Origin of the sequence: Nocardia uniformis NBRC 13702, from assembly GCF_001613345.1 — a bacterium.
GTDB lineage: Bacteria > Actinomycetota > Actinomycetes > Mycobacteriales > Mycobacteriaceae > Nocardia > Nocardia uniformis.
In genome coordinates this window covers 1-22,302 of record NZ_BDCE01000001.1, presented here as the reverse complement: position 1 = coordinate 22,302, position 22,302 = coordinate 1, and the positions used below count along the sequence as shown (strand labels likewise).

Genomic DNA, 22,302 nt, shown 5'->3' with positions numbered 1-22,302 from the left:
TCCGATTGCGCTATCCGGCGGTGCTGCCTCGGAAGGTTCGGTGCCAGCGGCGAATTGGCGATTCCTCGATCACCGCCACGGGGCGCAGCATGCGGTTTCGACACGCGCTTCATCACCTCTGTTTGCAATGGCAATGATCTAGCAACTGATCTCTGCAGATGGGTGAAATCTGGCAATTGTCCGTATAACCGCTGGAACTCCTAGTGTTTCACCGCGGATTGCCGAAAGGTACCCTGTCCCGGGTCACTCATAACCCGGTCATCTCGGCCTATGGCAATCGGGTGGCGAACAAGCTCTCTCTGTACTGACGAATTCGATCGCACAGCGGAAGGCCGAAACACCATGCGAATCAGCGCAATGCTGCGCGGCACGGGCCTGGCTTTGGTGACCCTGTTCGGCATCGGTCTCGTCGCGACGGCTCCGGCCGTCGCCTCGAGCGAGGTGGATCGCTACCTGGATCTACCTCTGGTCAATCGGGATGCGGCGCAGGGACCCGGCGGTGTCCATCCCGACCTGCCGTACGACCGGGCCGAATTGGGCCGCCTGCTCGACGAGGCCCGCTCCCGCGGCGTGCCCGCGCCCCGGTACGCCGCCCTGCTGTTCCAGTACTGGCTGGTCGATGTCACCGACAAATCCGGAATCGACCTGCGCGCCTGGGATCCGCGCGCGGGCGTACAGGCCAACCGGGACAACCTGATCCGCTCCTACCGCTACTACGAGGATCTGCAACTCGACCATCGCGAATTGCAGTGGGCGGGAATGGGCGGGCAGGTCGGCGCGGACTTCGGCGGCGGACTCATCGACTTCGAACTGGCCGGGAATATCTACGGGCTGCCCGGAATCTCCGAGTCCGCACGCGCGGTGCTGGGGACGGTGGAACAGGCGGCGGGGCCGCAGGCGGTGGCCATGCTGCCGACCGGACTGCTGGCCCTCGCCGAGGCCGGACCGCGAATCACACCGGAGGATCTGCGCTACATCATCGGGATGATCCTGGTGATGCAGAAGAACATCTTCTCGGATCTCATGCCGATGCACGACGCCTATGTGACCGGTGGGCTGCCCGCATTGGCGGAATTCCAGGCCGCGGGGTTGTTCGGTGACGACATCATGGGCGCGTGGCGCGATATCGCCTCCGGTGACGGCGGTCGGATCGCCACCGGCAATGCCACCCTGCTGCGGCGTGAACAGCAGTGGGTGATCGGGCGACAGTGGGACGAGACCCGCGCCTATAAGGGCAGTGTCGGCGAGGCCATTACCTATCTCAGCGGTGCGGCCGGTTCGCCATCGGTGGCGGGAGTGCGTCCGCCGCGCGAATTCCGGCCGGTGCGAATCCCTTTCACGGCAGCCGACGGCCGCGCCATGCTGCTGACCCTGCCGCTGCCGGACTGGAACTGGTCCGTCCTCGACGCGCGCTGGGACTACATCACCACCGAACTGCTGCCCAAATACAAGTTCCAGGTCGAAAACAACTGGCCGGCACTGGAAGCGGTGATGCGTACCCCCTATGAGATCCAACTCGAATCGCACCGGCCGATACTGAATCTGCCGCAACTGCTGGAATCGGCTGCCCGAGAAACCACTATCACTCCGGCGGAGGGCTGACATGCGCACACTCACACGGGTCGCGCTGGCGGCCCTGGCCTCGACGGTAATCGCCACGGGAACGGCTGGGGCCGAACCAGTTCCGCCTCGCACACCGGGCCTGGACGAGATCTTCAACGGGTACGTCGTCGGCACCCTGCAGGGTGGTTCGGTCGCCTCCCCGCAGGAGGCCTTCGAAGCCCTGCTCGTCAACGACCCCTTCTATGAGGAGCCGCCGCTCACCGGTACGGAGAAGCCGGGCACGGTGGTCAAGGCCAAGCAGGTGGACGTGCTGTTCACCGGCTTCAAGCCCGCGAATCTCGACGCGTACAAACTCATGTACGTCTCAACCGGCATCGACGGCACCACCCCGGCCATCAGCACCGGGATACTCATGATTCCCCGTGACGGCCAACCGAATTCGCAGCGGAAGCTGATCTCCTATCAGGAGGCCAATGACAGTGTCGGCTGGGGCTGCCACCCCAGTACCCAGTGGACCGGCGGCGACCCGCTCGACGGGGCCTCGTGGTCGGCGCTGGGACCGTTGGCACTGATGTTCGGCAAGGGCTACGCGGTGATGATCTCCGATGTCGGCAATGACGCCGACCGCCGTCCGCACGCCGTGTTCGCGGGTAAGTTCGCCGCGCACACCCAATTGGACGGTGCCCGTGCCGCCCTCGACTACGCACCGGCCGGACTGGATCCGCGGGCCCAGATGGCACTGTTCGGTATTGCGGGCGGCGGTGTGGGGGCGGCCTTCTCGGCGGAACTTCAGCCGACCTATGCCCCCGAGCTGAACGTGAAATCGACCGTGCTGGAGGGCATGGTCGTCGATCAGCGCAATTTCATGCGGGTCGCCGATGGCTCGGTCGGTTCCGGATTCGCCTTCGCGACGCTGCTCGGGCTCGAACCCGCGTACCCGGAGATGGAATTGGACGCGAAGCTGAACCCGGCGGGTCGGGAGGTCGCGAATATCTTCCGGACCCAGTGCCAGACCGCCTATTTCGGTATGCCGTTCGTGCCGCTGAACTCGCTGTTCAATTCCGGCCTCAGCCCTGCCGACGAACCGGCGTTCCAGCATGTGTTCGATGACAACTTGCTCGGTCGTTCCGGTGCGCCGACGTCGAAGGTGCTGATCGCGTCGTGCGCCGCCGATGATTCCTTCATGTCGCTGGTGCCCGCGCGCGATGCCCGGGAGTTGGCCGATACCTATCGTGCGCAGGGCACCGAGGTGGACTACCAGCCGACCGACTGCGGCATGGTCAAGATGCTCACCGATTTGTACGGCTGGGGTACGGATCTGTTCGGTATGCAGACCATCGACTGGCTGGCTGCCCAGTTCGACTGATGCCGGACGTTCCGGTGAGGAATCTCGACAGCGCCGTGGCTCCCGGTCTTCCGCCGGGAGCCACGGCTTTCTCTCGGCTATTCGCTCGGTAGCTCGTGGTGGCCGCCGAAGGCCTTGCGCATGGCCGAGAGGACCTTGTCGGCGTACAGGGATTCGCCGCGGGAGGAGAAGCGCTGGAACAGGGCCGCCGAGAGGATCGGGGCGGGGACACCCTCGTCGATGGCGGCGTCGAGGGTCCAGCGGCCTTCGCCGGAGTCGGAGACACGGCCGCCGAACGAATCGAGGTTCGGGTCGGCGTACAGGGCGGCGGCGGTTAGGTCGAGGAGCCAGGACGCCACTACCGAGCCGCGGCGCCAAACCTCGGTGACCTCGGGGATATCGATGTCGAACTGGTAGTACTCGGGGTTCTCCAGGGGGGTCACCTCGGCGGAGTGCTCGGCGTCGAGGTGTTTGCCGATATCGGCCTTGTGCAGGATGTTCATTCCCTCGGAGTAGGCGGCCATCGCCCCGTATTCGATGCCGTTGTGCACCATCTTCACGAAATGGCCGGCACCGGCCGGACCGCAGTGCAGGTAGCCCTGCTCAGAGGTGGACGGCTCACCGGTGCGGCCGGGAGTGCGCGGTGCCGCCTCGACGCCGGGCGCGATGGACTTCAGCAGCGGCTCGATATAGCTCACCTGCTCGGCCTCGCCGCCGATCATCAGGCAGAAGCCGCGGGTGCGGCCGAACACGCCGCCGGAGGTGCCGATGTCGATGTAGTGAATGCCCTTGGGTCGCAGGGCCTTCGCGCGCTTGATGTCCTCGTGGTAGCGGCTGTTGCCGCCGTCGATAATGATGTCGCCGGGTTCGAGCAGGTCGGCGAGTTCGTCGATGACCGCGCCGGTGGCACCGGCCGGAATCATGACCCATACGACGCGGGGCGCGTCGAGCATGGCCACGAACTTGGGGAGTTCGGTGGTGCCGGCGAACCTGTCACCGAGTTCGGAAGCAAGCGCGTCGATATGTGGACTGTGACGTTCGTAACCGATGGCGGTATGCCCGTCCTCGGCGATGCGGCGCACGATATTCGCGCCCATCCGGCCTAGCCCGATCATTCCCAGCTGCATTCTCATCTCCTCGAGTCGTCGGCAAGCCCGTGTGAGACTCTTGCGCCGCAGGTGCCCGATGGTGGCCTCTTGTGCTCCGGCGTGTCGCGGGTAGCGGCCCCGGGCCCGGGTTCACGCCGGCTACGTCTCGATTGTCCGCCTCCGGTCGGCGAGAACTTTTTCCGGGATCTCCGGATCGGTGTGTAACGCCCGCCGGCGTGGCTCGATAGACGGGGTGGCTCCGTGCTGTTGCCAGACCCCCGACCCGGCAACCGCACGGGGCTCTTTCATTTCATTTCATTCGGGATTTGCGGGTGACCCGTTGCACAGGGTTTGCTGGCGCACGGGAATCGTCGTATGTCGGTGTCTCCCATTAGGGTGTGCGGTGAACTCGCGTGTGCGGGTGCCCCTTTTCTCAGACCATCGGGAGGATGGTTCGTGACCAGCGGATCCAGCACCGGTCGCCATACCCGGGCGCAGCACCCTGAACCAGAGCCGACGCCCGGGCTTCGATTCCCGAACTCGCCGGCAGCGCGACGTGCCGGCATCGCCGTGGGTGTGCTGATGGCCGCGGCCGGCATCGCCTATGCGGTGGATTGGTCGCTGTCCTCAGGGTTGGTGCCGCGCGGCGTGCAGGTCGCGGGTATCGATATCGGCGGTATGGATCGCGATGCCGCGCAGGCCACCCTCGAAACCGAGCTGAATCGCCGTGCGACACAGCCGCTCACCGTGCGGATCGGCGATCAGAGCGCCGATTTCGTGCCGAGCGTCGCGGGTCTGGGCGTGGACTGGAGCGCCACCTGGGATCGGATCGGCGGTCAGCCGCTGAATCCGTTCACTCGGCTGACCTCGCTGTTCGCCGACCGGCCGATCGAACCTGTCGCCGCCGTCGACGACGTGGCCCTGGACAAGCAGCTACAGGCCCTGAGCGCCTACGACCGCCAACCCGTCGAGGGCACAGTGGGATTCGAAGAGGCGAGACCCGTGCCGGTGTACCCGGTGCCCGGTCGCGTGCTGGATACCCCGGAGGCCCGCACGGTACTCACGGAACATTGGGCGGACGGCACCGCGTTGGATCTGCCCGTGGTGGCAACGCCCGCACAGGTGACCGAACAGGGGGTCGATACCGCGGTGGCGACCATCGCGGAGCCCGCGGTGCGGACGCCGGTGACCTTTACAGGCAAGGGCGGCAACGGAACTCTGGATGCCGAGCAAATCGCGAGCCTGCTGAAGTTCGCTCCCGACGGCAGTGGCGGATTGGCCGTCTCCTATGACAACGATGCCGCGATCGCCGCTCTCGCACCGCAATTGGAGAGTACCGAGGTCGAGCCGAAGGACGCGTCCTTCACCGTCTCCGGCGGCCGCGTCACCCTGGTGCCCGCGGTGGTCGGTGACAAGATCTCCTGGGAGAAGACCCTCGAAGCCCTTCCGGCGCTGTTGACCGCGACCGGTGATCGCACCGGCACCGTGATCTACGAACCCGTACAGCCCAAGCTGACCACCGAGGATGCCGGCAAGTTCGGCGTCACCGAGGAGATCGGCTCCTTCACCACCAGCGGCTTCAGCGGTCCGTCCGGCGTGAATATCCGCACCGTGGCGCGCAAGGTGGACGGTGCCGTCGTGCGCCCCGGAGATACCTTCTCGCTCAATGGCTTCACCGGACCCCGCACGGCCGCGGAGGGGTACGTCGAGTCCGGAATCATCGACAAGGGCCGCCCGAGCACCGCGGTCGGCGGCGGCATCAGCCAGTTCGCCACCACCCTCTACAACGCCGCCTACTTCGCGGGTATGGAGGACGCCGGGCACACCGAACACAGCTACTACATCTCCCGCTACCCCGCCGCCCGCGAGGCCACGGTCTTCGACGGCGCGATCGACCTGCAGTTCCGCAACAACACCCCCTTCGGTGTCTACCTCCAAGCCACTGCCGACGACTCCAGCGTCACGGTCCGACTGTGGAGCACCAAAACCGTTGAGGTGGAGTCGATCCCGGGCACCCGAACCAAAGAAACCGAGCCCGAGACCATCACCCTCCCCAAGGGCAAGGAATGCATCGCCACCGAGGGCGCGCCCGGTTTCACCACCTCTGACACCCGGGTAATCAAGGACTACCGCACCGGCAAGGAAATCTCCCGCCACACCCGAACGGTGAAATACGACCCCATCCCGGTCGTCAAGTGCGAGTAGGGGATTTTCCCACTCTCGGGGCTCTCAGGGGCTTCGCCCCTGAAACCCCAAAGGCGGCCGTGGAACACGAGTAGCCCGAGCCGCCGACACTTGGGTAGCCCGCAAACCCAAGGCGGCGGACTCTGCTCGGCCCGAGGTTACCCACAGACGGGCCTGGAATCCCAGGCTGCCCTCGAGCCGGGCCGGTCCGGGGCCCGGCCCGAAGCCCGGAGGCTGCTTCGGAAGTCGCGGTGGCTCCGGGGTTGGCCTGGAATCCCAAGGCCGACCTCGAAGCCGGGGGCTCGAAGCCGGAGGCTGGTTCGGAACTTGCGGCGGCTCTGTGGGCTGCGTGGCGGCGGGTAACCCGCTCGGACCCGAGTTATCCACAGTCGGTGGATAACTCATCGACAGCTGTGGAGATCCGGTGTGAGTTGTTACGCGCCGGACGTCGAATCGTCATGCGGCGTTGGGGCTCTCGGTCCTTGTGTCGGGGAATCCGCTCTGGGCGCGTGCATTCCGGTTCCGGGCGGCGGTGGATCTTCTGCCCGCGCATAGCACTGCGGCCCGGGATCGCCGGGCCGCAGTGTGTGTCTTCCGGTATGGAAGAGGTTCAGATCAGAACGCCGCTTCGTCCAGCTCCATGATGTCGTTGTCGAGGTTCGACAGGATGGTGCGGGTGGAGGTGAGCTCCGGGAGCACATTCCGGGCGAAGAACTGCGCGGTGGCGATCTTGCCGGTGTAGAAGGGCTCGGTCGAACCGTTGTCGAGAGCGGAGATGGCGACCTCGGCCTGCTGCAGCAGCAGCCAGCCGATGACCAGGTCGCCGACGGCCATCAGGAAGCGCACCGAACCCAGGCCGACCTTGTAGAGCTCCTTGGGGTCCTGCTGGGCACCCATGAGGTGTCCGGTCAGGGTGGCGGCCATACCCTGCACGTCCTCCAGCGCGGTGGCGAGCAGCTTGCGCTCGGCCTTCAGGCGACCGTTGCCACCCTCACGCTCGATGAACTTCTGGATCTGACCGGCCACATGGGCCAGCGCCACACCGCGATCGCGGGCGATCTTGCGGAAGAAGAAGTCCTGCGCCTGGATGGCGGTGGTGCCCTCGTACAGCGAGTCGATCTTGGCGTCGCGAATGTACTGCTCGATCGGGTAGTCCTGCAGGAAGCCGGAGCCACCGAAGGTCTGCAGCGAATCGGTCAGGTACTGGTAGGCACGCTCGGAACCGACACCCTTGACGATCGGCAGCAGCAGATCGTTGACGCGGAAGGCCAGATCCTTGTCGGCGCCCGACACCAGCTGGGCGATGTCCTCGTCCTGGTGCGCGGCGGTGTACAGGTACACGGCGCGCAGGCCCTCGGCGTACGCCTTCTGCATGGCCAGCGAGCGACGCACATCCGGGTGGTGGGTGATGGTGACGCGCGGGGCGGTCTTGTCGGTCATCTGGGTCAGGTCGGCACCCTGCACGCGGATCTTGGCGTACTCCAGCGCGTTCAGGTAACCGGTCGACAGGGTGGCGATGGCCTTGGTGCCCACCATCATTCGGGCGTTCTCGATGACGTCGAACATCTGCGCGATGCCGTTGTGGACCTCGCCGACCAGCCAGCCCTTGGCGGGCACGCCGTGGCCGCCGAAGGTGACCTCACAGGTGGCCGAAACCTTGATGCCCATCTTGTGCTCGACGTTCGTCACGAAGACGCCGTTGCGCTCACCGAGGGTGTTGGTCTCGAAGTCGAAGTGGTGCTTCGGCACGTAGAACAGCGACAGACCCTTGGTGCCGGGCCCGGCGCCCTCGGGGCGAGCCAGCACCAGGTGCATGATGTTCTCGAACAGGTCGTCGGAGTCACCCGAGGTGATGAAGCGCTTGACGCCCTCGATGTGCCAGCTGCCGTCTTCCTGCTGCACGGCCTTGGTGCGACCGGCGCCGACATCGGAACCGGCGTCCGGCTCGGTCAGTACCATGGTGGCGCCCCAGTTGCGCTCGGCGATGGTGGCAGCCCACTTCTTCTGCTCATCGGTGCCGTTGTTGTAGAAGACCTGCGCGAAGCCGGCGCCCGCCGCGTACATCTGCGCGGGCGGGTTCGCACCCAGGATCATTTCGCCCAGCGCCCAGGTGACCGCGCTCGGCGCGCCGAGGCCGCCGAGCTCCTCACGGACGCCGACCTTGGCCCATTCGCCCGCCTCGAGCGCGCGGTAGGACTTCTTGAAGGATTCGGGGAGCGTGACCGTGTGGGTCTCGGGGTCGAAGGTCGGCGGGTTGCGGTCACCGTCGACGAAGGATTCAGCGAGGGGGCCCTCGGCCAGGCGACGAACCTCGGCCAGCATTTCCTTCACCGTATCGGTGTCGAGGTCACCGTAGGCACCGCTGTCCAGCAGGCTGCCCAGGCCCAGCACCTCGAAGAGGTTGAATTCCAGGTCGCGAACGTTGCTCTTGTAGTGACCCATGGTCGTACTCACTCTCCATTGAGATGGGTGCGGTTCGGTTGCGCCGTTCCCGCCCGTGGTGCTCCGACTAGACAGCGTAAAGACAGGCTACTAGCGGGTAACTTAAGCGCCATGTTACCCACGGGTAGGGCTGCCGCCAAGAGCATCTCGACCCAATGTGATGAGAAGCACGCGGGTTGCTCGCCGGTCGCAGACCGCTTGCGCCCGTGCGAATCCCATTGCCGCAGCTAGAGGGCGATCTGGCCTGGTAGACCGGTCGGTTCGCGCACCGCGCCCCCGGTCGAGAGGTGAGGTCGTGGGTGTGGCGTGCGCGGTCGGCGCGAGAGCGCTGGATACCGTGCTTTCATGCGTATCGATACGGCGGCCGGACCGGCCGAGGTGGAGATCGATCGGCCGGACTCGGAGCCGAAGTTCCTGCTGGTGCTCACCCATGGATCCGGCGGTGGGACCGATGCGAAAGACCTACTCGCCGTGGGGGATCGGGCGGTGCGGCTCGGCGGTGCGGTCGCATTGGTGACACAGCCGTACCGGATGGCGGGTCGGCGCGCGCCCGGTAATGCGGATACCCAGGACGCCGCCTGGATCGAGATCATCGCCGCCCTGCGGGAGCGCTTCGGCGATATACCGCTCATTCAGGGTGGTCGCAGTAATGGAGCGCGGGTCGCCTGCCGGACGGCGAAAGCGGTCAGTGCGCGCGGTGTCGTCGCACTGTCATTTCCGCTGCACCCGCCCGGTAAGCCGGAGAAGTCGCGGCGGGACGAATTGCTCGCGACCGGGCGGATCAAGGTGGTCGTGGTGAACGGCGCCCGCGATCCCTTCGGCATCCCCGACGCCGCCGACGCGGCAGAGGTGCGTGTCATCCCCGGGCAGGCCCACTCCTACCGATCGGGTTTCGACGAGATCGCCGACACCGTCGCACCGTGGCTGCGGAAATGGAGCCGAGTCCGCAGGTGAGTTCGCCGTAGGTGGGTGTGCGCTGGATCACTCTCGGAATCCGGAACGCGGCGATGAATTCCGAACAGCCCCACCGTCCTAATGAATGTTCGCACCGCATCGGCGGATGCGAGATCGGGACGAAGGCAGCGCGGAATCGTCACAGCCCCGCGCAGTCGGCCGATCACCAAACGCTGCTGACCAAGGAGTATTTCGATGCGTAAGATCACCGCCGGACTGTTCATCTCGATCGATGGGGTTATCGAGGATCCGCAGGACTGGCACTTCCCCTACTTCGACGACGATATGGGCGCGGCGGTCGGCGCTCAGCTGGGTTCGGCCGACACCCTGCTGCTCGGCCGCGACACCTACGAGGGCTTCGCCGGTGCTTGGCCGGAGCGTGAGGCGGCGGGCGGTGAGGACGCGGTGTTCGCCAAACAGTTGGGCGACGCTCGCAAAATCGTTGTGTCGCACCAGAATCTGACCTTCGACTGGCGCAACTCCGAGCAGCTCCAGGGCGATCTGCTCGAAGGCGTGGCGGCGCTGAAGGCCGAGTCCGGCGCGACCGATATCGCCATGAGCGGCTCCCCGTCCATTGTCCGCCAGCTGCTCGCCACCGGACTGCTCGACGAACTGCACCTGTTCGTCCACCCGATCGCCGTGCGCAAGGGTGCCCGCCTGTTCGACGAGGGCGACCCGATCCCGCTGCGCCTGCTCTCCGCGAACACCTTCTCGTCCGGCGTCATGCACCTCGTCTACACCTCGGCGGACGCATCCGCCGACGCCGGCTACGACGACGCGAAGGGCCATCTGCCGCAAGAAGGCAAGTAGTCCTGAGTCCGACCCTCCGGCGCGCGCTACCGGCCCGATTTCTACTGGGGCGTGGTTGATTCCGGCTGAGGTCGGTGGATTTCAGCTGGGGCACGGCCGATCCGGACGGAGCTGTGGTCGATTCCGACGGCGCCGCCACTGAGTGCCTGTTCAGAAGTCTTGTGCGCACTGTCCCTCGTCATTCCGGCATGCTTTTGGCCGGAATCCACGCTCGGATGGGCGCCGCGCAGTATGGTTCCCGGCCGAGAAGGCGCCGGAATCGCGGGCTGGTTCGGTCACGGAGCGTGGGGTACCTCCGGCCGCCCGCTCAGTTCGCCTGCGGCTCCCGCCAGTTCCGCCGGAGTCGTTTCCGCCTCCGCCGGAGCGGGTTTGGTGGCGACCACCAGGGCGTCGATAGCGTCGCGCTCTTCGGTCGGCCGGTGCACCCGGTCCGCGATCCGCACGCGAATCCGATCTCCGGCGGCGCCCAGTTCGTCGACGATATCGCCGGGTGTGAACAGCAGTGCCGGATCCTGTTCGCCGCCATAGCCTTCGGTGAGATTGACGGTGTCGTTGCCGAGCACCACCAGCACACCCTCCGGGGTGAGCATGTCCACGGCGTGCAGCAGCAGCGCCCGCCGCTGCTCGGCGGGCAGGTGCAGGAAGGCCATGAGTACCAGTTCGTACGGTCCGGTCAGCTCGACGGCGTCCAGATCGGTGACATCCGCGCAGAACCACCGAATCCGATTGCGGACCGACCGTGACAGCCGCGACGCCACCGTCCGCCCCTTGTCGATACCGACCTGAGCGAAGTCGACCGCATCCACCTGCCAGCCGTGGGTGGCCAGCCACATGGCATTGGCCCCCTCACCGCATCCGAGATCCAGTACGCGCGGAAATTCGGGCCGTGGTTCGTCGGGCGTGAACGCCCCCAGCGGAAATCGCCGCTCCAGCCCGAAGACCTGCTCGACCACGGTGCTGTTCGGTGGCGCGCCCCAAACCAGTTCGGTGCGGGCATAGCGTTCGTCCCAGGCAGCGGCATCCATGCCCCGAGTGTATGAGCGTCTACGCGGAGACAAGTCGGCCGCGAACACTTCCGTGTTCGCGGCCGGGGTCGGGTTTGCGTATTCAGCCTGCTTACAACGTGGTCTTCATCAGGATCACGTTGTACTGGCTGTGCACGGTCGTCAGGAAGTACAGGTCCCGGCCGGTCTGGTACGGGAAGATCGACGGTGCGTACGCGGTAGGCAGCTCGCGCGTATCGATCAGCACCTCGGGCGCGCTCCACGGCCCCTCCGGACTCGGCGAGCGATACATCACCACCGAATTCCACGGATCCGTGGTGAGCATGATGAATTGTCCGAGGTAGTCGTTCCACATCACCGACATCTCGGATACTCCGCCGCCGATGACGGGCGCGGCGGCGTTCACATCACCGCGCACCCATTTGTCCCCGGCCCAGTACTCGTACGCGCCGAGGTCGCCGATGGCGGGTTCGGGTACGCGGGCGAGGAAGGCGGGGTTATTGCGCCCGGAGGCGGTGCCGTACTCGTAGATGAAGCCGTCGTTCTTGAGGAAGGCGTTCATCTGGAAGTTGCCGTCGGCGCCCTCGTCGGGTCGCCGGGTGCCGGGCAGTTCCACCCAGTTCTCCCCATTGTCGCCGGAGACGGCGAGTCCGGAGAAGTTGGTGGTCCACTCGCCGGGCTCGTCCCAGCTGTGCACCGACATCAGACTCATGTACTGCGCGCCCGCCGCCGAGATGCCCGCGGTGGGGATGCGGCTGATCTCGATGAACGGAATCTTGGGGCTGGGAATGAGGTCGCGGGCCTGCCCGAGCCAGTCACGCACCACACTGTCGAAATAGATGCCGCCGGACGGGTCCTGGTTGCGCGACCGCACCAGAATGTTGGAGCGCCAGGCCCACGTGCTGCCCACCAGCAGGTTGGGGAAGCCCAGCCCGGCGGTGTCACCGAAGGCGGTGAGCATTTCCCCGTGCCCGTTATCCCACATGATCCCCAGGTCGGTGCCGAGCACGTTGTAGCTCTGGGTGTTGTTGGGGCTGGCCATACCGGTCACCTGGAATACGGCCTTGGTGCGGCCGGGCAGGTTGGGTAGGCCGTGGGTGCCATTCAGTACCGGGATCGGATTGATGGCGTTGGGGTTGGCCGCGGCCGGTGTGGTCGCCGTGAGGATCAAGGCCGTGGTTCCTGCGATCGCGGACATGAGCAGGGAAGCGGTCTTCGTCAACGCGGGTCCTCCGGTTCTTGCCGAACAGATGCGGGCCATACGCTAGCTGCGAATGGCTGCACAGTGATTCAGCTCGCTGGCAAAGTGTGAAGATGCTAACAGCGGACCAGGGAGCGGTGGGGCGACAAACCAGTTTGTTCGCTGTGAATTGACCTACTTGTCGTTCTTACCACGGTTGAACGCCTGCCTGAGGATCAACGGCAGCTGTGTTGCCCGCTCGATGGCGAAGGTGCGGCGCAGCGATGCTTCCCAGGACCGGTCGAAGAGCCGTTTGGCACTGGCCACCGCATGCGGGGACCGGGTCGCGATGCGGTCGGCCAGCTTCTCGGCCTCCGCGCGTGGATCCGCGCACACCTCAGTGACCAGGCCGATGCGCTGCGCATAGGCGGCATCCACCGGGTCGGCGGTCATGGTGAGCAGGAGCGCGTGATCGATGCCGACGAGCCGGGACAGGGTGGCCGCACCGGTCATATCCGGAATCAGGCCGTGTTTGGCCTCCATGACCGAGAATTCGGAATCCGGAGTGACGAACCGGAAGTCCGCGGCCAGCGCGAGTTGCAGCGCACCGCCGTAGCAGCGGCCGTGCACCACGGCGATGACCGGCTGCGGCAGGCGACGCCACGCCCAGCAGGCTTCCTGGAAGGTATTGGTGCCGCGCCACGGCAGTGGCACGAAGTTCGCCGCGATGGACAGCGGATTGCTCATGGCCTTGGCGACATCCAGGCCACTGGAGAAGCTGGGGCCGTTGCCGGTCAGGATGACGGCGCGAATATCGCTGCGGTCCTTGATTTCCCCGGCGACCCGCACGAGCTCGTTCAGCATGTCGATGGTGAGGCCGTTGTGCTTATCCGGCCGGTCCAGGGCGACGTAGGCGCGGGTGCCCTCGAAGGTCAGCGAAACGTTGTTGCTCATGCGGTCTTTCCCCTCAGTCCAACTGGTCGAGCAGTAGCCGCGCACATCCCGCCGGATCGTCGTAGAAGGGGGTGTGGCCGCTGCCGCGCAGCGTCTCGTGCCTGGCTCCGGGCAGGAAGTCGCGGGCGCGTCGGCTCTGCGTGGCGTAGGTCAGCAGAATGTCACGATTGCCCCAGGCGATGGTCACCGGGAGGTCGGTCAGCGGTTTCGGGTCGGGGAGCCGGACATTGCTGAACGATGCCAGTGCCGGGGTGAATCCGGGCGCCTCGATCGCGCCCTTGGCGGTATCCATGGCCACCTCGGTATCGACGGCCCATGGCCTGCCGAACACCAGATAGAGGAATGCGGTGCGGCCGGCCGCCGAGCCGAGCACGGTCGGCATCACCGGACGCAGGATGCCCGCGAGCGAGGCCGCGCGGGCGAGCGACTGTTGGCACCAGATGCGGCCGGGGGTGTCCCAGAACCCGATCGGGGAGAACGCGGTGACGCTGCGGGCCAGCCCGCGGGCGGCGAGATCCAGGACGATATAGCCGCCCATGGAGTTTCCGGCCAGATGCGGTCGTTCGATGCCCTGCTCGGTGAGGAAATCGGCGAGCGCATCCGTCAGATTCGCGACGGTGGTGTGCGCCAGCGGCGGGCTCGCACCGAAGCCGGGCAGATCAACCGCGATCACCTCGAAGGATTGAGCGAGGGTGTCGAAGAGCGGTTCCCACACCTGCCACCGACTGCCGACGCCGTGTACAAGGACCAGCGGTTCCCCCTGGCCCACCCGATGGTGGTTCAACGTCATTGCCTGCTGCCACTTCCCGATGAACTGATCGCTGTGCAGCCGACCCTACCGCTCTTGACGCACCGCCAATTGAGCTTTTCGGCCTATGCGAGCCGCAAATCCCCGTGCTGGGGCTCGCATTGAGTTCGGGGCGGAGCCGGTCATGGGAGCCGGAGTCCCCGCGCTGGGCTCGGGTTTGGGGTTTCAGGGGCGAAGCCCATGAGAGTCCCGAGAGTGGGTTTTCCCGGTACGATAAAAGGTATGGCAACTCGTAAGGTGACCCTGTCGCTGGATGCGGCAGCCTGGTCCTATGCCGAGCAGGCCGCCGCTCGCGCCGGAATGTCGCCCTCCGCCTGGATTTCCCGCGCGGCGCGACGTGAAGCGGTGCGTACCGGCTGCGGTCCGGCCCCGGATCCGGTCGAACTGGCAATGACGGATGAAGCGGAATTGAAGGCCGCCGAGGAGGCTATGCGTGCGCAAGGGTGAAGTCTGGGTCTACAACCCGCACGGCTCCTTCCGACGACGCAACATCATCCTCATCAGCAGTGACGGCATCAATGAATCGCCGCGCCCGTGGCTGATCGCCGCCGAGATTCTCGAGGCCGACCCACAGGACATTCTCGCCGTGACCATTCCCGGTCACGGCTGGATCCATGCCGGGAATCTGGGGCGCATCTATCGCCACTGGTTGGCGGAGCGAATCGACGTGGTGGACACCGAGATCGCGGAGCGAATCGATACGGCGCTGCGCGCGGCTATGGATCTGTGAGAAGGTTCCCCCGGCATTTCACCCGTGAGATTCGAGGTACCCGTGAGGATTTCCCTGATCGCCGCCGCGCTGGTCGCGCTGCCGCTGTTGACCGCATGTGGCGGTGGTGACGACACCAAGGCCCCCGACATCACCCAGGCGGAACTGGCGAAGGCGTTGCAGGAAGGCCTCGGAGACGAGGCCCTGGCCGACTGCGCGGCGAAGATCTATATGGAGGAGGGCATGTCGCAGGACGGCCTGCGCCTGATGGTCAACAAGGACGTGACCGTCACCCCGGGGGAAGCCGACCCCGAAGGGCGCGGCTTGACCAAGGAAGATTCGGACAAGGCCATGACGGCGACCAACCGCGTCATCTCCGAATGCATCAAGTAATGCGCTGACGGCTCAGCGGACGGCCAGGTCGAGGCGCACCGTATCGCCGGCCGTCAATCCCTCCGCCGTGCGAACCGCCTTCTTCACCGGCAGCAGGTAGGTGCCGCGCTTCTTGTCGGGGAACAGTGAAGTCGCCCAGCGGCTTCCGCCGATGACGACGTCGACGCGCACCGAGCCGAAACCGCCCGCGTTTCGGCCGTGCAGCTCCTCGATCTCATCGGCGATCTCCTCCGGCACGCTGATGAAATACCAGGATGTGGAGCCGTGGTGCTCCCAGAGTTCGGCGGAGAAGGTGTATTCCGAAGTCGGCATTTCGAGAACGTATCGGATGGCGCTGACACCAATTGTCGCGATGCTGCCGCCAGCGGGCGGGCGGCAGCATCAATCGTCGCTATTCGCAGGCGATTCCGTCATTGTCGCGGTCGAGGCCGGAACGGTAGCCGGGTTCGCCGCGGTGCAGGATGCGGCCCCGGCCGCTCGGGCGGCGGCGCAGTTCGAGTAGTAGGCGGAACTCTGGGCGGGAGTCGGTTCGGGCTCCAGCCGCGGTGCGGGGCGCTCGGTGGGAATGTCCGGCGGTGCCTGGGCTGCCAGGGGCGCTATCGAGGTCGCAACGGGTTCGCGGGGTGGCGCGGGCACCGGGGCCGGGGCCGTGGCGGGTGCGGTAGCGGATGGGGTGAGGGTGGTGACGGTGGGGCCGGAGGTCGTCGTAGTCGCCGTAGCCGTGGTCGTGGCGAGACCGTGCCGTTCCGGGGGAGTTACATCGCAGGCTTGGAGCGCGAGAGCCATTATCCCGAAGGCCGCCGCGGCGATCAGCGCGGCATTTCTGGAAATATGCGGATTCCGTGAAGTATTCATTATTCCCTCGAGCGCAGTGCGCAAGTCGAATGGCAGCAAGAACCAGGGGTCGCGAAGACCCCAAATAGCAGACCGAGTAGTCGATTTCGTTAGTGGAAAATAAGTAACCAGCTAATGACCGATGGATCGGTGGCCGATGCCCGGGCGTTACTGCCCGCCAGGCCGACGGGATGAGTGCCGGCGCGAAGGCGCCGAAGACCGCGGGGAATGCGCCCTGCCGTGGGATGTGCCGAGCGAACGGGCGAGGATTCTGAAGAGCCGATGACGGGAATCGAACCCGCGCTACCTGCTTGGGAAGCAGGAGTTCTACCATTGAACTACATCGGCATGCTGTACATACGGGGTATGTATATGCGTTCGCGACTCTATCAGAACCAGTACTGACGGATGCAAGTTCGCAGTGTGTTCGGTTGGGGACCGACCGGGGCGCGGGGGTGGCGGCGGGCGAAATGATCAAGATGGTTTCGCTGAACCGGGGGTGATCGTCTACAGGCGGTCGTAGACTGTGCGCTGGGTCGAAAACCCGTCCACCACAGGAACTTTGGGATGCGCTGAACGTTTGCTGGCGTGTGTGTGGCGCTTCCTCTAGGAGGGCGTATGACCGCAGTGCCCGCGCGTGACGTGACGCAGCCGAAGGCTGTGCGCCCTTATCCGCGCCGAATGGGGCCGAAGGGCTCCTACCTCTGGAAGATGATCACGACCACCGATCCCAAGGTGCTCGGGATCATGTATCTGGTCACCGCCACGACGTTCTTCCTGATCGGCGGGCTCATGGCCTTGCTGATCCGCGGTGAACTGGCGCGGCCGGGACTGCAATTCCTGTCGCCGGAGCAGTACAACCAGCTGTTCACCATGCACGGCACCATCATGCTGCTGTTCTATGCGACGCCCATTCTCTTCGGGTTTGCCAATGCGGTGCTGCCCTTGCAGATCGGTGCGCCCGATGTGGCGTTCCCGCGGTTGAACGCGCTCAGCTACTGGTTGTATCTGTTCGGGGCCACCATGGCCACCGCCGGATTCGTCACCCCGGGCGGTGCGGCCGACTTCGGGTGGACCGCCTATACGCCGCTCTCCGCGGCCGTGCATTCGCCGGGTGTGGGCGCCGACCTGTGGATTATGGGGTTGGCGATATCGGGTCTGGGCACCATCCTGGGCGGCGTCAATATGATCACCACCGTGGTGTGCCTGCGGTGCCCCGGGATGACGATGTGGCGGATGCCGATCTTCACCTGGAACATCCTGGTGACGAGCGTCCTTATCCTGCTTGCGTTTCCGATCCTCACCGCCGCGCTGATGGCCCTGGCGGTCGATCGGCACCTGGGCGGGAACATCTACGATCCGGCGAATGGCGGCGCGCTGCTCTGGCAGCACCTGTTCTGGTTCTTCGGACATCCCGAGGTGTATATCGTCGCGCTGCCGTTCTTCGGCATCGTGACCGAGATCTTCCCAGTCTTCAGTCGGAAACCGCTGTTCGGCTACACCACCCTGGTCTACGCGACGCTCGCCATCGGGGCGCTCTCGGTGGCGGTGTGGGCGCATCACATGTACGCGACGGGTGCGGTACTCCTGCCGTTCTTCTCGGCCATGACCTTCCTGATCGCCGTGCCGACCGGCGTGAAGTTCTTCAACTGGATCGGCACCATGTGGCGCGGTCAGCTCACCTTCGAAACGCCGATGCTGTGGTCGGTCGGGTTCCTGGTGACCTTCCTGTTCGGCGGACTGTCGGGCGTCATTCTGGCCAGCCCGCCGCTGGACTTCCACGTCACCGACTCGTATTTCGTGGTCGCGCACTTCCACTACGTGCTGTTCGGCACCATCGTGTTCGCCACCTTCGCGGGTATCTACTTCTGGTTCCCCAAGATGACGGGACGGCTGCTCGACGAGCGGCTCGGCAAACTGCACTTCTGGAGCACCTTCATCGGATTCCACCTCACCTTCCTGGTGCAGCACTGGTTGGGCAATGAGGGCATGCCGCGTCGCTTCGCCGACTATCTGCCGGCGGACGGATTCACCGCGCTGAACACCATCTCGACCATCGGGTCGTTCGTGCTGGGCGCGTCGATGGTGACGTTCGTGTGGAATATCTTCAAGTCCTACCGCTACGGCGAAGTGGTGACCGTGGACGATCCGTGGGGGTACGGCAATTCCCTGGAATGGGCTACCTCGTGCCCGCCGCCGCGGCACAACTTCTACGAACTACCGCGCGTCCGCTCGGAGCGTCCGGCGTTCGAACTGCATTACCCGCACATGGCCGAGCGCATGCGCAGCGAAGCCCATGTGGGTTTCGGTAGGCGAGATCCACATGTCGTCGACATCGCGAAGGCGCCGAAGCACGCGGCCGAGACGCCGCGCGAGGAGCCTGGGAAGAGCGGACCCACCGAGCACTGACGGGTGGGCGCAATCGCGGGACCGGCGGCAACTACGCTCTTGCGCGTGCTGCTTTCCGATCGCGACATCCGCAAGGAGATCGCCGCTGGGCGTCTCGGGGTCGACCCGTTCGACGAGAACCTCGTCCAGCCGTCGAGTATCGACGTGCGGCTCGATGGTTTCTTCCGGGTCTTCAACAACACTCGCTACACCCATATCGATCCGGCGCAGCGTCAGGACGAGCTGACCACGCTGGTCGAACCGGTCGCGGGTGAACCGTTCGTCCTGCATCCGGGTGAATTCGTGCTCGGCTCCACCCTCGAGGTGTGCAGCCTGCCCGATGATCTGGCCGGTCGCCTGGAAGGCAAGTCCAGCCTCGGCCGCCTCGGCCTGCTCACTCACTCCACCGCGGGATTCATCGACCCGGGTTTCAACGGCCATATCACCCTCGAACTGTCGAATGTGGCGAACCTCCCGATCACGCTGTGGCCCGGTATGAAGATCGGTCAGCTCTGCCTCTTCCGGCTCAGCAGCCCGGCAGAGAACCCCTACGGCAGCGCGGCCGCCGGTTCCAAGTACCAGGGTCAGCGCGGGCCCACACCGTCGCGCGCCTACCTGAACTTCCAGAGCACGAACGGCAGCTGACCTACCGGCCCGCAGCGACCGATGCCCCCTGGCGGGCGGCGTCAGCAGTCCTCGAAGAAGGCCTTCGCGTATCCGACGGTCTGGTAGGCGTACTGGTAGACCCACCGCATCGGGCCGATACGCGGTCGCGCGTCGAGCATGAATACTTCACCGTCCCAGCACTTTTCGAAAATGTAGCGGGCGCGTGAGATATGCGGCGTGAAGGATACGACGATGACGCTGCGCCAGCCTTCGGCTCGGGCGCGTTCGGCCAGATAGCGGGCCTCGCCGAGGGTGGTGCGCGGGTCAGGGTCGAAGCACTCCACTTCGAAGCTGTAGCCGCCGTGGCAGATCCGGTTCACGAGTTCGCTGTGCTCGTACGGATCGGAGATCAGCACTCTTCGCGCAAACCCTGCGCGAGCGAGTCCCAGGCCGAGTTCCTCGCGGCCGTCGTGCGCGCCGCCGAGTACCAGAATGGCGTCCACGCGGACGGGGGTATCTGTCTGCGGGCGGACATAGACCGGCCACAGCGCGCCGATGAACACCGCTGTGGCGCACAGCAGCATGGTGGCTAGTCGGGCACGACGGGGGATGCGCACGTCGCCGATGCTAGTGATAGCCGGTGGCCTGCGGGTTTAGCGTGCGGCCGGGGGGTGCGCCGCGTGGATCGGGGGCGGAAGTAAGGGGCTGCCCGCGATAGCTGGCCCGACCCCGCTCGGATAGCGCGCTCGGACAGCGGGATACGGCCTGGCGCGACGGTGCCCGACAGGCTGCCGATGGTCACCCCGGCGGCTGTCGCGATTGCGCCGAATCCGGTGTGTCCGGGCGGGTGTACGAGAGACTCGGCAACCCGTAGGGTGGCACCGACAGGTACAGTGACCACACCGCAAGTGCGAAGCGACGCCGGCCATCCGCAGGCGGCGGTACCTCGCCCGCACATCGGGAATGTGGAAACGAGATGGGCTGCAGATGAGTTCGGTACTGGGAGTTTCGGTGGGGGCGGGCGCGATTCGCGTCGCACGTCCACTCGCCGGGAATTCCGCCGAACACGGTCCGACCGAAACCTTCGCATACAACTCATCCGGCCCCGTCGGATCCGGTGCACCCCAAACCTTCCCGCATGATGGCGGCGACTCGTTCCAGTACGGCGCGACCCAGGTCTTCCCACACAGTGCGGTCGAAGCCTTCGGGCATGGTGCGTCCCAAGGGTTTGCGTACAGCGGGAGCGGCGCGTACCCGAACGGTTCGCCCGACGCGTTCTCGCAGGACGCGACCGTGGTGCTCCCGCACGCGGTACCCGGTGCGTTCCCGCCCGCAGGGGCCGACGCCTTCGCACCCGGTGCGACCGAAGTGTTTTCGCGTGACACGACTGCTCGCGGTGGGCCCGACGGATTCCCGCAGGGACCCGGCGGGTTCCCGCAGGGCAGCGGCCCGAGCGGTTTTCACGCCGGTGCATCCGACGCCTTCGAGGTCCAGGCCATTCCGGTCGGCGACCATCGGGTCGAGGAACTCGTCGCGGATGCGATCAGCGCGGTCCTCGCCGCTGATCCGCACACCACCGCCACTGCCATTGCCTACCGCGACGAACAGCATGCCCGCGCGATTCGCGCCGAACTGGCTCGCCGCCAGGTCACCAATTACGAGCTCATCCCGGATGTGGTGGCGGCGCTGGAGTTCCTGGAGTACTCCGGTGATATCCAGGGTTTCGGCACCGTCGCGCTCTATGACCTCGGTGCGTCCGGCTTATCCATCACGGTGGTCGACACCGCCAGTCGCCAGATCCAGCACACCGAACGCATCAGCGATATCAGCGGCGATTACCTCGATTCCCTGATTCGTGAACAGCAGATCGCCTCGGGCCGGATCGCGCATCCGCCGGATCCGGCCGGACTGGCCGCCATGGATGAGCTGTGCCGCCATGCCAAGGAGCAGTTGTCGACCAGTACCGCGGTCGCATTGCCCTCGCCCGAGGGTTTGGTGCTGCTGTCGCAGGAGAATTTCGAAGCGCTGATCATGCTGGCCGTGGAGTCCTCCGCCCGGATGACCCGCGATGTGATCCTGCGTTCCGAGCAGCCCGTTCAGGCGGTCGCCGTTATCGGTGGCTGCGCGCAGATCCCTTTGGTGGCACGGGTATTGCGCCGCTGGCTCGGAGTGCCGGTAGTGGTCGCCGAGGGCCCGGACACCGTGGTGGTGCGCGGCGCGACCATGCTGGCTCGGCCGGTACAGCACCGCCGGTCCGCACCACCCGTGCCGCCGGTCCACAGTGAACCACCTCCGCAACCGCAGCGGTCGCCGCGCAAACAGTCGGCGCAGTCCTGGCTGTCCGGCTCCGAGGTGGGCGAGAAGTTCCGGCGTCGCCGCGAAATCAGCGTCGCGGGTGTGGCGGTCGGTGCGCTCGTGGTCGTGGCCGCCATCGGGGTAACCCTCGGCTGGCGTCCGCAGGTCCTGGAACACGATTCCCAGAGTCGCGATTCGAGCAGCACCGTCGAAACCACCTCGGCCCGCCCGTCGACCACCACCGCCGCACCGCCGACCACCGAGGCGACCAACGAGTCGATCGCGACACCGCCCCCGCGCTATGTCCCGACCACCACAACGGATGAGCCACCCCCGCCCGGCGCGAATACCATCACCCTCGTCCCGGGCCTGCCGCCGATCATCGTGCCCACCATCCCGCCGCTGTTCCCAGCGCCCGCACCCTGATCGGTTTCGGCACACCGGCATCGAGCCCTCCGCCGAGCCACATGCCGCGCGGCACCGCCTCCCGTCACGAAGCCCCCGTCATTCCGGCGCGCTTTTGGCCGGAATCCACGACCTGATCAGAGGTGGATGGATCCCGGCCAAAAGCATGTCGGGATGACGAGGGGCCGAGCATGTCGAGATGACGAGGGGCCGAGCGTGCCGCGATGACGAGGGCCGAGCGCGCCGGGATGACGAGGGCCGAGCATGCCGCCGATGACTAGAGCCGAGCGCGCCGGAATGACGAGGGCTGAGCATGCCGCCGATGACTAGAGCCGAGCGC

Annotated in this window: 20 protein-coding genes and 1 tRNA gene; 11 read left to right on the top strand and 10 right to left on the bottom strand. The window is 65.9% G+C overall.

Annotated elements, in window-relative coordinates; genetic code table 11:
* Positions 1-342 precede the first annotated feature (342 nt).
* Entirely contained in the window at positions 343-1,602 is a 1,260-nt protein-coding gene (locus NU1_RS00105; protein ID WP_157551900.1) for a hypothetical protein, read from the top strand.
* 1 nt (position 1,603) lies between these two features.
* Positions 1,604-2,929, top strand: coding sequence for a lipase family protein (locus NU1_RS00100; protein WP_067516028.1), 1,326 nt, complete (start codon positions 1,604-1,606; stop codon positions 2,927-2,929).
* 77 nt (positions 2,930-3,006) lie between these two features.
* Here the strand turns inward: NU1_RS00100 and gnd are convergent, their stop codons facing one another.
* Entirely contained in the window at positions 3,007-4,035 is a 1,029-nt protein-coding gene (gnd, locus tag NU1_RS00095) for a phosphogluconate dehydrogenase (NAD(+)-dependent, decarboxylating) (RefSeq protein WP_067516027.1), read from the bottom strand.
* Positions 4,036-4,578: 543 nt separating this feature from the next.
* Between gnd and NU1_RS00090 the strand changes: the two genes are divergently transcribed.
* Complete coding sequence (locus NU1_RS00090; protein WP_245719882.1) at positions 4,579-6,201, top strand: VanW family protein; 1,623 nt, start codon at positions 4,579-4,581, stop codon at positions 6,199-6,201.
* A gap of 594 nt (positions 6,202-6,795) precedes the next feature.
* Here NU1_RS00090 and NU1_RS00085 read toward each other — a convergent pair.
* On the bottom strand, positions 6,796-8,622 hold the full coding sequence (locus NU1_RS00085; protein WP_067516023.1) for an acyl-CoA dehydrogenase: 1,827 nt from the start codon (positions 8,620-8,622) through the stop codon (positions 6,796-6,798).
* Between the two features lie 345 nt (positions 8,623-8,967).
* Here NU1_RS00085 and NU1_RS00080 point away from each other — a divergent pair, with 345 nt between their 5' ends.
* The gene (locus NU1_RS00080; protein WP_067516021.1) at positions 8,968-9,576 is read left to right on the top strand and encodes an alpha/beta hydrolase family protein; all 609 of its coding nucleotides are present in this window, start codon (positions 8,968-8,970) and stop codon (positions 9,574-9,576) included.
* Between the two features lie 195 nt (positions 9,577-9,771).
* On the top strand, positions 9,772-10,386 hold the full coding sequence (locus tag NU1_RS00070) for a dihydrofolate reductase family protein (protein WP_067516017.1): 615 nt from the start codon (positions 9,772-9,774) through the stop codon (positions 10,384-10,386).
* Positions 10,387-10,661: 275 nt separating this feature from the next.
* On the opposite strand, the gene NU1_RS00065 is transcribed toward NU1_RS00070, so the two are convergent.
* The 4 genes from NU1_RS00065 to NU1_RS00050 form a co-directional block, all read right to left on the bottom strand.
* Positions 10,662-11,411, bottom strand: coding sequence for a class I SAM-dependent methyltransferase (locus NU1_RS00065; RefSeq protein WP_067516015.1), 750 nt, complete (start codon positions 11,409-11,411; stop codon positions 10,662-10,664).
* A 91-nt stretch (positions 11,412-11,502) separates the two neighbouring features.
* A complete protein-coding gene (locus NU1_RS00060) occupies positions 11,503-12,612 on the bottom strand; it encodes a glycoside hydrolase family 183 protein (protein ID WP_067516013.1) in 1,110 nt (369 codons plus the stop codon).
* 153 nt (positions 12,613-12,765) lie between these two features.
* Positions 12,766-13,524, bottom strand: coding sequence for a crotonase/enoyl-CoA hydratase family protein (locus NU1_RS00055; protein ID WP_067516011.1), 759 nt, complete (start codon positions 13,522-13,524; stop codon positions 12,766-12,768).
* 13 nt (positions 13,525-13,537) lie between these two features.
* Positions 13,538-14,314, bottom strand: coding sequence for an alpha/beta fold hydrolase (locus NU1_RS00050; protein ID WP_067516009.1), 777 nt, complete (start codon positions 14,312-14,314; stop codon positions 13,538-13,540).
* Between the two features lie 240 nt (positions 14,315-14,554).
* On the opposite strand from NU1_RS00050, the gene NU1_RS00045 reads away from it, so the two are divergent.
* From NU1_RS00045 to NU1_RS00035, 3 genes are read left to right on the top strand one after another with little or no spacing between them, the layout of a single operon-like run.
* Complete coding sequence (locus NU1_RS00045) at positions 14,555-14,779, top strand: hypothetical protein (protein ID WP_067516007.1); 225 nt, start codon at positions 14,555-14,557, stop codon at positions 14,777-14,779.
* Positions 14,766-15,062 (top strand): hypothetical protein, encoded by a 297-nt coding sequence (locus NU1_RS00040; RefSeq protein WP_067516005.1) that lies wholly within the window; start codon positions 14,766-14,768, stop codon positions 15,060-15,062. Before NU1_RS00045 ends, NU1_RS00040 begins: the two co-directional genes overlap by 14 nt.
* A 42-nt stretch (positions 15,063-15,104) precedes the next feature.
* Positions 15,105-15,434, top strand: coding sequence for a hypothetical protein (locus NU1_RS00035; RefSeq protein WP_067516001.1), 330 nt, complete (start codon positions 15,105-15,107; stop codon positions 15,432-15,434).
* 12 nt (positions 15,435-15,446) lie between these two features.
* On the opposite strand, the gene NU1_RS00030 is transcribed toward NU1_RS00035, so the two are convergent.
* The 3 genes from NU1_RS00030 to NU1_RS00025 form a co-directional block, all read right to left on the bottom strand.
* Positions 15,447-15,746, bottom strand: coding sequence for a DUF1905 domain-containing protein (locus NU1_RS00030; protein ID WP_067515999.1), 300 nt, complete (start codon positions 15,744-15,746; stop codon positions 15,447-15,449).
* 79 nt (positions 15,747-15,825) lie between these two features.
* A complete protein-coding gene (locus NU1_RS44095) occupies positions 15,826-16,353 on the bottom strand; it encodes an excalibur calcium-binding domain-containing protein (protein WP_371859741.1) in 528 nt (175 codons plus the stop codon).
* A 192-nt stretch (positions 16,354-16,545) separates the two neighbouring features.
* Positions 16,546-16,616 (bottom strand) — tRNA-Gly (locus NU1_RS00025).
* A 270-nt stretch (positions 16,617-16,886) separates the two neighbouring features.
* Between NU1_RS00025 and ctaD the strand changes: the two genes are divergently transcribed.
* Positions 16,887-18,677: an aa3-type cytochrome oxidase subunit I gene (gene ctaD, locus NU1_RS00020; RefSeq protein ID WP_084520833.1), complete on the top strand. Its 1,791-nt coding sequence runs from the start codon at positions 16,887-16,889 to the stop codon at positions 18,675-18,677.
* Between the two features lie 45 nt (positions 18,678-18,722).
* Complete coding sequence (gene dcd, locus NU1_RS00015; protein ID WP_067515997.1) at positions 18,723-19,301, top strand: dCTP deaminase; 579 nt, start codon at positions 18,723-18,725, stop codon at positions 19,299-19,301.
* Between the two features lie 41 nt (positions 19,302-19,342).
* On the opposite strand, the gene NU1_RS00010 is transcribed toward dcd, so the two are convergent.
* Positions 19,343-19,879, bottom strand: coding sequence for a YdcF family protein (locus NU1_RS00010; protein WP_245719881.1), 537 nt, complete (start codon positions 19,877-19,879; stop codon positions 19,343-19,345).
* Positions 19,880-20,249: 370 nt separating this feature from the next.
* Here NU1_RS00010 and NU1_RS00005 point away from each other — a divergent pair, with 370 nt between their 5' ends.
* Positions 20,250-21,983, top strand: a complete 1,734-nt coding sequence (locus NU1_RS00005) for an Hsp70 family protein (RefSeq protein ID WP_157551899.1) — start codon at positions 20,250-20,252, stop codon at positions 21,981-21,983.
* Positions 21,984-22,302 lie beyond the last annotated feature (319 nt).